The following is a 14,298-nucleotide window of genomic DNA, read 5'->3' on the forward strand; positions in this document are numbered from 1 at the left end:
TTCTGCCTTCTAGAGTCTACTTGCTCCCGAAAGCAAGCCTTCTGGCGAATATCTCAAGCCTAAAATGAGAAAATTTCAGGTTTTTGTTAAGTTTTTATAACAAACTTAACAAAAACCTGATACCATCTTATAGAAAGTTTAAGATTCATAATTAATCCCTAGATGACTTTATTGATTTTAGGTGCCACCGGCACTCTCGGCCGCCAAATAGCCCGCCGCGCCCTAGACGAGGGCTACCAGGTGCGCTGTTTAGTCAGAAGTTACAGAAAAGCTGCATTTTTGAAAGAATGGGGCGCTGAACTCGTACCGGGGAACCTTTGCCAGCCAGACAGTCTGCCTCCGGCCCTAGAAGGCGTCAGTGCTATTATCGATGCAGCAACAGCCAGTGCAGCGGATTCTGTCAGCATCAAAAGAGTAGACTGGGACGGAAAAGTATCGCTGATCCAAGCAGCAGCAGCAGCAGGCATCAAGCGTTACATATTCTTTTCTTTTCTCGACGCCGAGAAATATCCCCAAGTCCCCTTGTTGGAAATTAAGCGCTGTACCGAATTGTTCTTAGCAGAATCCGGTCTAGACTACACAATCTTGAGACCTTGCGGCTTTTTGCAAGGACTGCTGAGCCTGTATGCAATGCCGATTTTGGACAATCAGGCAGTCTGGCTGCCCAACAAGCCATCCGCCCTTGCCTACATGAACACTCAGGACGTTGCTAAATTTGCCGTCCGGGCCCTTTCCGTTCCTGAAACCGAGAAAAAAAGCTTTCCGGTGGTGGGAAATCGTGCTTGGGATGCTGACGAAATCGTGCGGTTGTGCGAACGGCTGTCAGGGAAGGAAGCAAAAATTACGCGCACCCCAGACGTATTGTTGCAGGCTACTCGTAAATTAGCTACCTTCTTTCAGTGGAGTTGGAACGTAGCTGACAGATTGGCTTTTTCAGAAGTTTTGGCCGCCGGAAAACCCTTGAAAGCTCCGATGGATGATGTTTACAGTGTCTTCGGAATCGACCCTAAAGAAACTACTACTTTGGAGTCTTATCTCGAAGAATACTTTAATCTGATTATGAAGAAGCTCAAGGAAATAGAGTACGAGCAGCTTAAGACTAAAAAACGGAGTAAACAAAAAATGCCCTTTACATTTTAAAGTGCCGAAAGCTGGGATTATATACAACGACGTTAAACCTGTGGCTTGTCGCATCGCCGCAGAGTTAGAAGACAAGCTGACTGCCCGCGGCTGGGAGGTTTGCTCGGTTTCTGGTTCGGGAGGAATTCTGGGCTATTCTAGCCCCGATCGCCCCCTGTGCCACACTCAGATCGAACAACTCGTCCCCCCCGGTTTTGACAGCGACATGGAGTTTGCAGTGGTTTTGGGCGGCGACGGTACGGTACTGTCGGCATTTCGCCAAGTCGCTCCGATTGGAGTGCCGCTGTTGACTGTCAATACCGGTCACATGGGCTTTTTAACAGAAACTTACCTGAACTTGCTGCCGCAAGCTTTGGAAAAGGTAATCGCTGGAGAATACGAAATAGAAGAAAGATCAATGCTGGCGGTGCGGCTGTTTCGAGAAAACGACTGCCTCTGGGAAGCTCTTTGTCTCAATGAAATGGTGCTGCACCGGGAACCGCTGACTTGTATGTGTCATTTTGAAGTGGCGATCGGTCAGCACGCCTCTATTGACATTGCCGCAGATGGAGTCATCATCGCGACTCCCACAGGTTCGACAGCTTACGCCCTTTCTGCCGGTGGCCCTGTCATCATTCCCGGAGTGCCGGTGTTGCAGTTGCTGCCTATTTGCCCGCATTCAATGGCTTCGAGGGCTTTGGTGTTTTCCAACACTGAGCCGGTCAAGATTTTGCCGGCGAGTCCAAACCGCCTGGTAATGGTGGTAGACGGGAACGGCGGATGTTATGTTCTGCCCGAAGATTGGGTGCAAGTCGAGCGAGCTCAGTACCCAGCCCGCTTTATTCGGGTGCAATCTTTTGAGTTTTTCCACATTTTGCGGGAAAAATTGGGCTGGGGATTGCCTCACATTGCTAAACCGAGTTCGGTTGAGTTGCCTTGATAGTTGTTGGTAATGAGCGGAGGGCTAAAGTCCCGTCCTTTTAGGGCGGCTTTTTCTTTGTTTTTGGGCAGGATAAAGTTTGATCGGAATCTCCTACGGAATCCTTAATTCTCGATCGAGATTCCGAATCATCTCCAAACTCAGGCAGCGTTTATGATAGATGTATTCTCGTACTTCTGGGAGTTTAAACCATGTCTCTCGCTGAGTTAATACCTTTGGTGAACAATCTGAGCCAGTCAGACAAATTATCACTCTTCAAACTCCTAGCAGTGCAAATCCCAGACGCTGAACTACAAGTCATCTTTTCTGCATCAGAGTATCCAGTTCGATCGCTCTACGATGCAACGGAAGCGGCAAACATTATGATGCAGATGATTCGAGACGATCGAGAGGCATCTACTCATGCCTAGTTCGATCGAGTTTCCCTTTTCTGACGATGAAGCATTACCCACGATTCCCATCACTCTGATTCATGCAGGCTTTTCTGTCTCGGCGAATGCACTGCTAGATACTGGGTCTGCGGTCAATCTATTACCTTATGACATTGGTCTGCAATTGGGTGCAATTTGGGAGGAACAAACTGTCCGCTTGCCATTGGCAGGAAATCTGGCAACGGTTGAGGCGCGGGGTGTATTTGTAGATGTTCAAATTGGGAATCTGGAACCCGTTCGCCTAGCATTTGCTTGGGCACAAGCCTCTCAGGTTCCATTAATTCTCGGGCAAACCAACTTCTTTCGAGAATTTGATGTTTGTTTTGTGCGATCGCGAGGCACGATCGAAATTATTCGCTTCTAATAAGCATCGATGCAGAACTCGGAGTTTTATTTAGCTTAACTCTCGATCGAGATTCCGAACCATCTCCAAAGTGAGGCAGCGTTTGCGAGATAGCGTTAGTACACAGGGACATTTTGGTTTAACATCCCACCCATTACCTATGCCCCATTCCCTAAACCACCGCTGCGATCGAGAAAATCAGTAATCTCCTGTTCATGGGTATGCTCCTACACTTTGAATTTTTTACAACTTCAATCCAACGGCAGCCCGACTTTTATCAATAAGCCGGGAATACAACAAATTGAACAGCACCCTTTAGGAGTTTATATTTTTTCCACAATAAATACAATGTTTTTACGTAAATTCATTAAATCTTTACAATGTATTTGATTACAACTAACTCATGATTATCAACTATACCCTAACCAAGATTTAGCGGGCTAACGTTCCCGCTCACCGGACGCAGATGAACTTTGCATCTCACCGATAACTCGACTTCGTTCCGGTGCAGCGGGATTGTTATGCTGTGCCAACTTCAACTTTCACCAAAGAACTCTAGAATCCTATCCATAAAGTTCTGCTTCCAAACTTCTTGTACTCTCTCAACCAGCCAATCATCTAAACTATTAATTTGGCTACCATATTGGTCAAGTACATCATCTCTGTAGCCATGCCCTTGACCCCACCTATTTTGAGCATAATCCCAAAATTCATTAGAGTAAGTTTGGGGAGCAAGACTATCTTTGATACAGCAGCAAATTTCTTGCCCGATCTCAATAATAAATTTCTCAAAATATTCATCTATTTGTTCGCTTAAAATTTTCATGACGGGTTTAAGCCCTGATTGTTCTGAGGCATATTTCTCAACCAACTCAACAGCACCTATAATCTCTGCCTTTGACTCACGAAACCTGTCCCTAAGTAATGCTTCTGCAACAGTAGAACCATCGAAATAAATATCTATATCTCGCAGATCATAGGTGCCAAACCTATTATTTATTGCACGAAAAACCGTCGCATGATAGCTTTTAAGATGATTCTTATATCTATTCTCAAAATTACTCAAAAACTCTGTCTTTTCATGAGACTCAATAGTTTTTTTTAGATCGTTTATTAATTTTTCCTCTTGGGGGCTTAATCCTCCTCCACTTTTGATGACTTCTTGAAAAATGTGTTCATAATTTTTTGCTTCTTGAAGTAAGGCTCTCTCTCTTCTAGAAATTAAATCATTGATAGCATCTAACAGTTTAATTCTTGCATCAGAAACATCATCCTTTTCATACTGAGGTTTCAGGATATGTTCCTCGTCGTAGAACTGAAGAGCATCATAGAAGAAAATATTCTTTGGCAAGAACTTGATGTTCTCTCTTGCAAAAGCATCATAGATCTGATTTTTTCTAACCTCAATTCCCTCGTTTCTATCCTCTACTTTTCCATCTAAGTTGACGACATCTTCAGGTTCGCCCTTTCGAGACAGAACCAGTAATGCTACTTTTGTATCAATATCTCTCGATTCTCGCGTTAGGTATCTCGTCAGAAGCTCGCTAACATTACTTGGAGCAGCTGGAAATTGTTCCGCAAACAGACAGATTGAATTGTCTTGGTTACGGATGTAATTAGACAGATCTTTTCTATCTCTGGCATCATCATCCATACCTCTTGTGTCAATGATTGATCTGAAGCGAGGATATTTATTAAATTCAATTAGTTTATTACTAACACCCACATAAATTCTCTTGGGCAAAGAGAATTTATCCATTTTTCCAAGATTCAAATTGCTAAAGTTATTACGCAACCACTTTCTCTCATCTTCTACACTTTCAAAATCATGGAGAGATTCTAAACGGGTTTGATTTCTGTGTGATAAATTTGCTCTTTCAAGAACGGACTTTAAAAAGCCATCAAGATTTTTAGATGACTGGGCAAGTTCAGATGCTTTATCTACACGCTTTCCTTCAATCTGAGAGTCTCGAAGATCAGTGATATTTCTAATGGCTCTTAGCAGTTCAGTAGGTGGTGGGCCAGTTACTTCTGAATTTTGATCACGTTCCTTATTCCAGAAGTAGATACAGAGTTCTCGGATAAATTCTTTAACTTCATCATCGCTGTATGGCTCTATCTCAAGGAAACTTCTCTTGGACATTGAGGGTTGTATGACAACTTCACAAATAGTTGTCCTCCCTGATCCCGTAGATAGCAATTCACTAATTTTATTGACAGTCTTCCCGGTTTTACCAACAGTTTTTTCTTCGCGAAACAGATTAAATAGATGACATATAGCTGTAGTTTTACCAACGCCTATTTTTCCAATAAAAACCAAATTATAATCTTGTATTTCGAGCAGTGCTTTAATTCTTACTAGACGCGCCGCAATGCTTTTAAGCGAGTTTATCGAGCAGCGAGTTTTAATAAGAAAATTAACACTCTTCTGACCTTTTATATTTCTCTCTAATATCTCAATCTCAGACTCTATCCGTCCCTTTAGGCTTTGGACAAATTGTATGCTCATATACAAAACTCTTGAAGTGCAAGACTAAACCCCGACTACTCTACTGAGTATAGCCGTATAATACCGCAGATTGACGATGTATGTCAACTCCTTCTTACTCCCCATCAGAATCTCCTTTCCTCGATCGAATTCGCCACACGATTCGACTCAATCACTTAAGCCGTCCTAATTAAAAAAGCTATCTTTATCCCAAACTATTGGGTCGATCGTTGCTTTCATTCCCACATCTCGAACGTGAAGCGAATTAGGGAAAACATCGCTCAAACGATTCGGCAACTTGGGCGACAAGTTTTCATCAAAAAGTAATTTCATGCCGATAAGGTCGCGGTCATAAACCGACGCTCGCGGTCAGCAGCATAAGCAATACAGGCTTTTAAATCTTCCCGTGTCAGATCGGGAAAATCGTCAAGAATTTCTGCTTCGGTCATCTCGGAAGCCAGGTACTCAAGCACTTCATAAACCGTAATTCGCAAGCCGCGTACACAAGGCTTACCACCGCGTTTATTTGCTTCGATCGTGATGTGGTTTCGGTAGTTCATAGTTGGAATTTTTGAGAATCTCCTCGTTTGAGGTTTGGCGAAAAGATTAGATATACTAGCTTGTTACATGGGTGCGCGATCGAATAATTCTATTGCAGTTGCGGTACAATACTGGATATAATCGAGTAATACCGCAGCTCGATAGTGTATGTCAACCCCTTCTTAATTATATTTTAGATTAGAGTCGATCGCACACCCTCGGCGATCGCACAAATCGAGACATTTATCAGAACTTCTTCACGCACGAATAACTGTAACGGTTCGCCCCATTGGTGTCAGATGAATTTCAGTATTCAATCGTTCTTCTAATTCGATCGCATTCTCGCGTCGATCGAATATCACCAACCACCCTTCATCTTGTCCCAATCGAGCCAAATATCCATCTAACTGTTCCAACCCTTTACTCAACGGATCGACTTTCCGAGTTCGCCAAACCTTCAGTTCAATTCCCAATGTTACCTCACCATAACGCAAACATAAATCCATTCTGTCGCGTCCGATCGCATATTCCCTCTCCAACGTTCCCCCACCATTAATTACCCGATGCAGAAATGCCATCAACACTAAATGCGGGGCAATTTCGGGATAAGATGCACTTTTGAGTAACGGTTCGCCATGTTGTAGCCAAAATTCCAGAAAAGTTTTGAGTAACGCTTGCGTGTCTAATTTGCCTTCATGAGTCAACCAACTCGGTGCAATTTGCGGCAGAGAAGCCATTGGCGTTACGGTGAGCACGCGGGGCAAAACTTCCCGATAAATTGGATTGGCGATCGTCAATCCACCCTGAACATCCATCTTACACAAACCTAAATCGATTAAAAACTGAATATCATCATTGGGGATATTGCCCAATTCCAAACCCGCCAACATCGGCTCGATAATGGCTTTGACTCGGTTTTCTCTGAGTCGTTCTGCCAAGCTATCCAAATGCGTATCTTGCCGTTTTATTAAAATTTCTTTGGCTTCTAAAATATGGTATGGTGTAATTTCTATAGATTCATCTGTCACTAATTCTTCTACAATTTCCTTAGCTAAAGCATTCACTAACCAAGGTTGTCCCTGAGTCAGTTCAAAAGCTAACGCTACAGCTTCCGGTGTAAAAACTTGTCCGGTATCTTGGGTATGTTGCGCGTAGAGTTCGGCGACTTCTGAGGCATTAAAATCTCTGAGAGTAATCGATCGCACTTTAATATTAAACGGACTGGATGTATTGAGTCGATCGCTTCCCCCAGCAGCCACTTTGTAATCGCGAACATCCCGCAAACCAATTAAACCCACCGATTGCGGAAACGCTTTCGGGCGATTGGGATAACCATCGCGCAGTTGTCGCAGAATAGAAATCAACGCTTGGTCTTGTAGTGCGTCAATTTCATCGATGAAAATGACCAAAGGACGAGGAGAAGATTGTGCCCACAGGCTGAGTACATGGCCGATTTGCTGTCCCGGTTCCGACGAGGGCCAAGCAGGCGGCTGCAATTCTGGGGGAAGTCGAATCGAAATTGCCCGTCGCCAAGCACCGAGAATGGCATCCTCTGCACCCGCGATGTCTTGACTGAAGGGTGCGCCGACTTCAACTGACAGCATCACGGCGGTGTATTGTCCGCTTTCGGTGAGTTGTTTGGCTAACGCCAGCATAGCGGTGGTTTTCCCCACTTGCCGGGGTGCGTGGATGACGAAATAGTTGCGTTGAGCGATTAACCTTTCTAAGCTGGGTAAGCGTACCGTGGGCGACAGTGCGTAATGAATGTCTTCTTGGCATGGGCCAGCAGTATTGAACCAACGCGGCATAGGTCAACTGGGGCGAATGGGGCTGCTCTCAGTTTACTTTACGGTTGTTGGAATGGCGTTCTAGTTGTTAAGCGGGGGTTTGTACCGACTCTCCGCACCCGATGAAACTCTCTCAGAGCGAAAGTCGTGCTCGATTCTTGATTCAAAAGACCTCTTGCAAAAATAATTAGGACGGGCAAGATGCCCATCCCACAAAATTTATTTTTTCTTGTGGGATGGGCATCTTGCCCGTCCCATCAATAGATGAAAAGGATTTTTTGCAAGAGGTCTAAAGAACCGAAGAAATCCAACTGCCAACTGCCAAAGTTTCACTCTTCCACGCGATAGCCCAATTCCGCCAAACGGGTGCGGGACTGCCGCCACTTCGGCTGCACCTTGACAAATAACTCCAAATATACTTTGCCTTCAATTAACTTTTGAATCTGTTCTCGCGCCGCACTGCCGATCGACTTGAGCATACTGCCGCTTTTACCGATTAAAATGCCTTTTTGGGAATCTCGTTCGACGTGAATTGTCGCCAGAATGCGCGTAATTTTTGCTTCTTCTTGAACTATGTCGATCGCAATTGCTACCGAATGCGGCACTTCTTCCCGCGTCAGCAGCAAAATCTGTTCCCGAATCAATTCGCCCATAATAAAGCGTTCCGGCTGGTCAGTCACCAAATCGGGCGGATAATAATAAGGCCCAACCTCCAAATGTTCGATTAACAATTGTTGCAGCGACTCGACACCCTCGCCCGTGAGAGCGGAAAATTTCACTACAGGCCACTCAGGATTGACAATTTGCTCGTAAGTTCGATCGATCAACACGGAATCCTCCGGTTGTTCGTCCAACTTATTCATCCCCAAAATCACCGGAACTTTGCAATTGCTGAGAATTTCGATAATATATCGATCGCCCCCTCCCGATTCCACCGAACCATCCACCACAAACAGCACCACATCCACCGACTGAATCGCGGTGCGGGCATTCTGCACCAAAACCTTGCCCAATTGGTGATGCGGCTTGTGAATTCCGGGAGTATCTACAAAAATAATTTGTGCTTCCGGTGTCGTTAGGATGCCCCGCAGCCTGTTACGTGTCGTCTGAGACACCGGCGAAGTAATAGCAATTTTCTGCCCCACCAACTGATTCATCAGCGTTGATTTTCCGACATTCGGGCGTCCGATAATACCCACAAAGCCCGATTTGTAACCCGCCGGAGCCGCGGGAACACCCATAATGTCCGATACGTCGATAAATTTACTATCTTCCACTAAAATCACCTATTTTCAAGCCCCTTCTCTGTCTATTGTCGCCTGAAAATACTCAAACGCCCATCGATGCACTGTAGCATCTTTCTCGCCCTGGTATAGCGCGCCACACTCAAAGCTCGATCGAGCCGCTTTCCCAGTGTTAAAACAGGATACGCGATCGGCAAAACTTGATATCTGAGACAAAATTTGATAAAGTTCCAATGACATCGCTCAAAAATGAATCATTCTGGTAAAACCGACTCCCCAATGCTGTAACAACTTCAGATGTGTAAATATCTAACTCAACTGAAACTTTTCTACAGCTTGTCAGGCCAACCAGTTTTAACATTTTTGAGAATGTTTGGTAATAAATTAGGTAAGTTGAACTCAAACTCAAAAGCTCAATAACATCAGGCGCTTTCTCTATAAAAGCTAGTGTCTTTTGAGCATACCTAAATTAGTGCTAATCGTCATAAAGTTGAGGAGATGAATCGAATGAAATCGAAATTATTTTGGAGTGCCTGCACCGTTTTGGTAGCAAGCTTGCCTGTTCCCGCATTGGCTCAAACAAGTCCTCCCACCAGCCCTCAAGCAGGTATTGACTACAAGGGTGGCTCGAAGAATTACCAGTTGGTACCGGGCCGAATCCAGGACAGAACCTTGCCCAGAGCATTTGACTTTCCAATTATTACCAATGTTGGTACTGACACTAGCATTACCTCGGATTTCCTAATTACCGATCAGTTTCGCGCCCCAGCGGGTCGTACAGAATACACCGGAGCTCTCACCTCCTGGGCAACATCAATCAGAGAATGTCTGGCAAAACAACCGCTGTTGATTCGAGCCAGCACTAAGAACCCGATTCAGATTAATGGTAAAGTAGGCACGATTGTCAGAAACGCAAATAACCGTGCAGTTTGCAAATAAGCCAGCAATATCACAGGGGCTAAATTGACCGTAATTGCTGTAAGGGCGGGTTCACCAATATCTCCCATGCAAGCATCGATACAGTAAACCCGTCACCGCAGCGATATTGGGGTCAATCGAGGTCAGTTGATATAACTTCCGCTATCTTAAAGATAAAAACTAGAGAGTGTTTTTGAACAAAAAGAGCAATAGAAAACCTATTGCTCTTTTTGTTGGCGAAATTTCAATTAATATCTATTAGGACTTATACAGCGGATTCCAGGTTTATAAAGTACACCCCAGAAACCGGGTTTCTTCTGGATTTCTCGCCAGAAACCGGTTTTATTCAAGAAACCCGGTTTCTCTGTACTTCACTTACCTGGAAAGTGCTGTATGATATCGGCTGAAACGACATCATATAAGACGTTTGTAGTGAGGAATGCAAGTCCTTATCAAAGTTTAAGGACTTGCATTCCTCACTGCAAACGAGATAATTACGCAGAAACCAGCTTGTTTCCAAAAAATCCCGTGGAACGCGAGGGATATGGATTTTAACACCTGGTTTATGAAAGTTTGTCTGCGTAATTCACGATTTAGGAGCGCAAAATTCATGTGTACTCAGTAAAATTTCGCCATAATCAGGAATCCAAGCTAGCCACTGTTCTTCCGAAGATTCACACAACAGCCACGCTTCGTCAAAGCTGAATGCCGTTGGCGGGTTGAACAATTTAACCCACATAGAAGGAGTCAATTTTGGTGCAGGTACGGCGCAGCCAAATTTTTCCCAGTCGCGGACATTGGCGAAGCTTCCGGGCGTTGGTTGGGATTGCCAAGTACGAATATCTGTTTGCAGTTTCATCACAACTCCTTTTGGGCTAAGACTCTGAACCAGGTCGGGGTTGCAACAACCCAGAGCGACGGCGCAGATAAACTTTGATTATGTAGTCTATGTTACGGAATTATCTAGGCGAATGTGTAAGGTTGTAGCAAAAATTTACAATCGAGAGGAAAAAACGGGCTCAAAGCTGAAAAGGTCGATCGGCTATTGTTGCGCTCGGCAACGATCGCCTACCATAGCAAACAACATCTGATTTATTCCAAAAATTCCCACATGAACCAAACTGCAAAATCCCACTGGAAAACTCTAGACCGCTTTGTAGAGATCAACTCTCATTGGGTAAAACTAATCGCCGAACATCTCGAAACAACCGAAGGAAAAACAGTAGAATATTGGCGAGTAGAAAGAGCAGATTCAGTTGTAATCTTGACAATTCAAGCTGACCAATTGCTGTTTCCCACACCGATGTATCGCCCCGGCGTGGCAGAATCAACCCTGGATTTTCCCGGCGGTCGCGTACCAGCCGAAGCCACGCCAGCCGCGCAAGTTCCAGCTATACTCAAGAAAGAACTAGGTGTGACAGAAAGTGCGATCGCCCGCCTCGAACCGATTAACAATATCGGCTGGGCAGTAAACAGTTCCTTCTCCAATCAAAAACTCTACGGTTTTGTTGCAGAATTGCACCCGACAGCAACAGTAAACCCCGAATTTATCGGTGCTGAATATCCTGTCACCCCAGACGGAATTCGCGACTTGCTCAAAAAATTAACTTGCCTCCAATGTCGAGCCTTACTGCTAGAATGGCAAAATCAAGTCGATTTTAGATTTTAGATTTTAGATTTTAGATTTTAGATTAGGAATTGTTTTCCGAGGAGCGCCGATTTTACAGCCTCTTCGGTGGTTCATAAAGTACAGTATAAAGCTATATTGTGTGGTGTTAATCTGTTTGGTGCGTCGCGGCGAAATATTGGTCGATAAAACTTACAGATTGACGGGTGGCGACGCACCAAACAGCAGGCGATCGCTCTTCTTGTGTGTACCACATCTACATGGAATATGCTGTAACTTGCTGAAAACCCAAATCACCGGAACTAATCATGCCTCTCAATAATGAAGTTGCTGTCGAATGCCTCGACGTGACATATCGCCTCAACCGCAGGCATTTAGTAGACAAACTTAATTTCAAAGTGCTACAAGGAGAAGTTTTAGTATTGCTGGGACGCAGCGGTAGTGGCAAAACTACTACCATGAAATTGATTAACAATTTACTAACGCCAAGCAGCGGCGAAGTTCTTGTCATGGGAAAACCGACAACTCAGTGGAACCCAATTCAACTGCGCCGAAAAATTGGTTATGTGATTCAAGAAATCGGTTTGTTTCCCCATTTTACCGTGGAGCAAAACGTCGGTTTAGTGCCAAAATTAGAAGGTTGGGAGGGCGATCGTATTCAATCTCGCGTCCGACAACTGTTAGAATTAGTCAACCTCAACCCCCAGCACTTCGCCAAACGCTATCCCCATCAGTTATCCGGCGGACAGCGGCAGCGGGTAGGCGTCGCTAGAGCACTGGCGGCTGACCCTCCGATATTGTTAATGGACGAACCATTTGGTGCTTTAGACCCGATTACTCGTCTGGAATTACAGCGGGAATTCGGTCAATTGCAGCAGCAACTTGGCAAAACTGTGATTTTTGTGACTCACGGCATTCAAGAAGCTTTTTTGTTAGCTTCTAGAATTGGTTTGATGCAAGATGGACGGTTGGTTGAATTGGCAACACCTGATGATTTTCTCAAATCTCAGCATCCAGAAGCGGGGGCATTTCTTGAATGTTTGCAATTACCCATGATGGGGTAATAATATAATGTGCGATCGCATCCTTCGTTTATGAGTATGGGCGGGGCGGGTTTTTGAAGCTGATGGTTGGGAATTAAAGATATTGGTGAACCCGCCCCTACGATATTTTTAATTATACCACAATTGCCAATTACCAAATGATAGAATTTTTAAATCGGTATGGTGCGGAGATTGTTCAGCGCGCGCTCGAACACTTATATTTAGTAACTGTTGCAATTTTTATCGCTATTATTGTGGGGATGCCCCTGGGAATTTTAGCTACAAGAAAACCTAAATTGAAAAAGCCAATTTTGGGATTTGCTAATATTATGCAAACAATTCCCAGTTTAGCTTTGTTTGGCTTGCTAATCCCGGTGCCGGTAGTGGGTGGAATAGGCGATCGCACGGCAATTATCGCCCTCACTCTGTATTCTTTACTGCCTATTATCCGCAATACTTATACTGGGATTGTCGGCGTCGATCCAGCGATTACGGAAGCCGGAAGAGGCATGGGGATGACTGATATGCAACTGTTATGGCAAGTGGAAATTCCCCTGGCGCTGGGCGTGATTCTGGCGGGCGTGCGAGTTGCTGCGGTAATTGCGATCGGACTTGCTACAATCGCCGCTGCAATTGGCGCGGGTGGCTTGGGGGTGTTTATTTTCCGTGGCGTTGCTACCGTCAACAATCAGTTACTTTTGGCTGGGGCAATTCCGGCGGCTTTAATGGCCTTAGCTGCGGATTTTGGGCTGGGTTGGGTAGAAGCGCGCCTCTCGAAAAGTACATTAAAAACTCTTAATGAGGACTAAAATCCTGGCTACCTTCCGTCAGCGTTGTCACTCTCTGCGAACCCGAAGCATTCGCAGGATTTGCTATCAGATTGCGGATTTCATTTGACCGTTCAATGTACTCGCGATCGCTCAAAACAGCTTGGCTTCCCTCCAGCGAAATAGCATCTGCCAAATCGATCCAAGAACGGCAACCGCCGTATTCAGGAATGTAGGGAATTTCGCGGATTTCTGCAAGGCGATAAGCCCGCAGTAATAAAATATAAATTGGCTGAGCTTGTTTCCATTTCAGGCGATCGCTGACAAAATTTTCATTCCAAATATGGTAAGGAAATAGCGCAGTAATTGCCGGTTCCCAAGCCACCAAAAAAACATCAGTAATCTCCGCCCAACTGCCAATTCTAATAACTTCTGGATGCCAACCAGATTCGACAGTCTTGACTTGATGTGCAAACTCCGGTTTTAATAAATCCGGCTGTTGGTGTTCAAAAGTTGGATACAGCAAAACCTGTTTGTCAGTGACATTGAACTGTCCTGCTTGCTCGCGAATTCCCCCCTTCCGCAACAGCACAATCGTTTGACCTTGTTCCAAAGCATTAACTGCTACATTCCATTCTTTCAGCGCCCTAGTAGTTGATTTCATGGGAATTTAGTTGGGTTTTAACAATAGTAACAAAAATCGGTACTTTCAAGCAAGTACAGCCACTTTTTCCTCTTAAAATTGGCGTAGTCCTGAGTATGCAGGACTATATTATTGTGATAAAGAGAATAATTAGTTGGATCACATCGTGGGCCAACTGCTGTTTTCTTTATTACTCTAACCGATAAAATAATCGTCTCTTCTGTGTCCAAGCTATCCTCTACTATCACACGGGGTATATTCAGCAACTTTGTCGTTAATTTTTTCAGGATTTTACTTAAAACTTAAGAAAATTTAAAGATTCTCGCATCTTAAGTGCCGAACAAGCATATTTATATTTGTTAAAACTTAAATATTCTTCAAAAAGCTTAGATTATACTTATTTATATA

Annotated in this window: 16 protein-coding genes; 8 read left to right on the forward strand and 8 right to left on the reverse strand. The window is 44.4% G+C overall.

Annotation, left to right across the window (positions count from 1 at the left end):
- Nucleotides 1-162 precede the first annotated feature (162 nt).
- The 4 genes from QUB10_RS15750 (at nucleotide 163) to QUB10_RS15765 (ending at nucleotide 2,854) form a co-directional block, all read left to right on the forward strand.
- A complete protein-coding gene (locus QUB10_RS15750) occupies nucleotides 163-1,140 on the forward strand; it encodes an NmrA family NAD(P)-binding protein (RefSeq protein ID WP_333101618.1) in 978 nt (325 codons plus the stop codon).
- A gap of 1 nt (nucleotide 1,141) precedes the next feature.
- Nucleotides 1,142-2,059: an NAD(+) kinase gene (locus QUB10_RS15755; RefSeq protein ID WP_190657000.1), complete on the forward strand. Its 918-nt coding sequence runs from the start codon at nucleotides 1,142-1,144 to the stop codon at nucleotides 2,057-2,059.
- Nucleotides 2,060-2,250: 191 nt separating this feature from the next.
- Nucleotides 2,251-2,469 carry a hypothetical protein gene (locus QUB10_RS15760; protein ID WP_333053554.1) on the forward strand — a complete coding sequence of 73 codons (219 nt, stop codon included), beginning with the start codon at nucleotides 2,251-2,253 and terminating at the stop codon, nucleotides 2,467-2,469.
- A complete protein-coding gene (locus QUB10_RS15765) occupies nucleotides 2,462-2,854 on the forward strand; it encodes an aspartyl protease family protein (RefSeq protein ID WP_333145301.1) in 393 nt (130 codons plus the stop codon). Before QUB10_RS15760 ends, QUB10_RS15765 begins: the two co-directional genes overlap by 8 nt.
- A 514-nt stretch (nucleotides 2,855-3,368) precedes the next feature.
- Here the strand turns inward: QUB10_RS15765 and QUB10_RS15770 are convergent.
- The 6 genes from QUB10_RS15770 to QUB10_RS15795 form a co-directional block, all read right to left on the reverse strand.
- Nucleotides 3,369-5,342: a hypothetical protein gene (locus QUB10_RS15770; protein ID WP_333203450.1), complete on the reverse strand. Its 1,974-nt coding sequence runs from the start codon at nucleotides 5,340-5,342 to the stop codon at nucleotides 3,369-3,371.
- Between the two features lie 165 nt (nucleotides 5,343-5,507).
- Complete coding sequence (locus tag QUB10_RS15775) at nucleotides 5,508-5,654, reverse strand: DUF5615 family PIN-like protein (RefSeq protein WP_333203452.1); 147 nt, start codon at nucleotides 5,652-5,654, stop codon at nucleotides 5,508-5,510.
- Nucleotides 5,651-5,881, reverse strand: a complete 231-nt coding sequence (locus QUB10_RS15780; protein WP_006634608.1) for a DUF433 domain-containing protein — start codon at nucleotides 5,879-5,881, stop codon at nucleotides 5,651-5,653. The genes QUB10_RS15775 and QUB10_RS15780 overlap by 4 nt, the downstream gene beginning before the upstream one ends.
- A 237-nt stretch (nucleotides 5,882-6,118) precedes the next feature.
- Nucleotides 6,119-7,669, reverse strand: coding sequence for an ATP-binding protein (locus QUB10_RS15785; RefSeq protein WP_333203454.1), 1,551 nt, complete (start codon nucleotides 7,667-7,669; stop codon nucleotides 6,119-6,121).
- A gap of 308 nt (nucleotides 7,670-7,977) precedes the next feature.
- The gene (gene era, locus QUB10_RS15790; protein ID WP_333203517.1) at nucleotides 7,978-8,889 is read right to left on the reverse strand and encodes a GTPase Era; all 912 of its coding nucleotides are present in this window, start codon (nucleotides 8,887-8,889) and stop codon (nucleotides 7,978-7,980) included.
- A 51-nt stretch (nucleotides 8,890-8,940) separates the two neighbouring features.
- Nucleotides 8,941-9,132, reverse strand: a complete 192-nt coding sequence (locus QUB10_RS15795; protein ID WP_333203456.1) for a hypothetical protein — start codon at nucleotides 9,130-9,132, stop codon at nucleotides 8,941-8,943.
- 267 nt (nucleotides 9,133-9,399) lie between these two features.
- Between QUB10_RS15795 and QUB10_RS15800 the strand changes: the two genes are divergently transcribed.
- Entirely contained in the window at nucleotides 9,400-9,831 is a 432-nt protein-coding gene (locus tag QUB10_RS15800; protein WP_333203458.1) for a hypothetical protein, read from the forward strand.
- Nucleotides 9,832-10,396: 565 nt separating this feature from the next.
- Here QUB10_RS15800 and QUB10_RS15805 read toward each other — a convergent pair.
- Nucleotides 10,397-10,669 (reverse strand): hypothetical protein, encoded by a 273-nt coding sequence (locus tag QUB10_RS15805; RefSeq protein ID WP_333203460.1) that lies wholly within the window; start codon nucleotides 10,667-10,669, stop codon nucleotides 10,397-10,399.
- 252 nt (nucleotides 10,670-10,921) lie between these two features.
- On the opposite strand from QUB10_RS15805, the gene QUB10_RS15810 reads away from it, so the two are divergent.
- The 3 genes from QUB10_RS15810 to QUB10_RS15820 all read left to right on the forward strand — a co-directional run bounded on the left by QUB10_RS15810 (nucleotide 10,922) and on the right by QUB10_RS15820 (nucleotide 13,289).
- Nucleotides 10,922-11,479: an NUDIX hydrolase gene (locus QUB10_RS15810; RefSeq protein ID WP_333203462.1), complete on the forward strand. Its 558-nt coding sequence runs from the start codon at nucleotides 10,922-10,924 to the stop codon at nucleotides 11,477-11,479.
- 266 nt (nucleotides 11,480-11,745) lie between these two features.
- Entirely contained in the window at nucleotides 11,746-12,501 is a 756-nt protein-coding gene (locus tag QUB10_RS15815; RefSeq protein ID WP_333203464.1) for an ATP-binding cassette domain-containing protein, read from the forward strand.
- 137 nt (nucleotides 12,502-12,638) lie between these two features.
- Entirely contained in the window at nucleotides 12,639-13,289 is a 651-nt protein-coding gene (locus QUB10_RS15820; protein ID WP_333203466.1) for an ABC transporter permease, read from the forward strand.
- Here the strand turns inward: QUB10_RS15820 and QUB10_RS15825 are convergent.
- Nucleotides 13,276-13,911, reverse strand: a complete 636-nt coding sequence (locus QUB10_RS15825; RefSeq protein ID WP_333203468.1) for a DUF1802 family protein — start codon at nucleotides 13,909-13,911, stop codon at nucleotides 13,276-13,278. The genes QUB10_RS15820 and QUB10_RS15825 overlap by 14 nt on opposite strands.
- Nucleotides 13,912-14,298: the final 387 nt, after the last annotated feature.

Source organism: Microcoleus sp. B5-D4 (assembly GCF_036705145.1).
Classification (GTDB): Bacteria; Cyanobacteriota; Cyanobacteriia; order Cyanobacteriales; family Microcoleaceae; genus Microcoleus.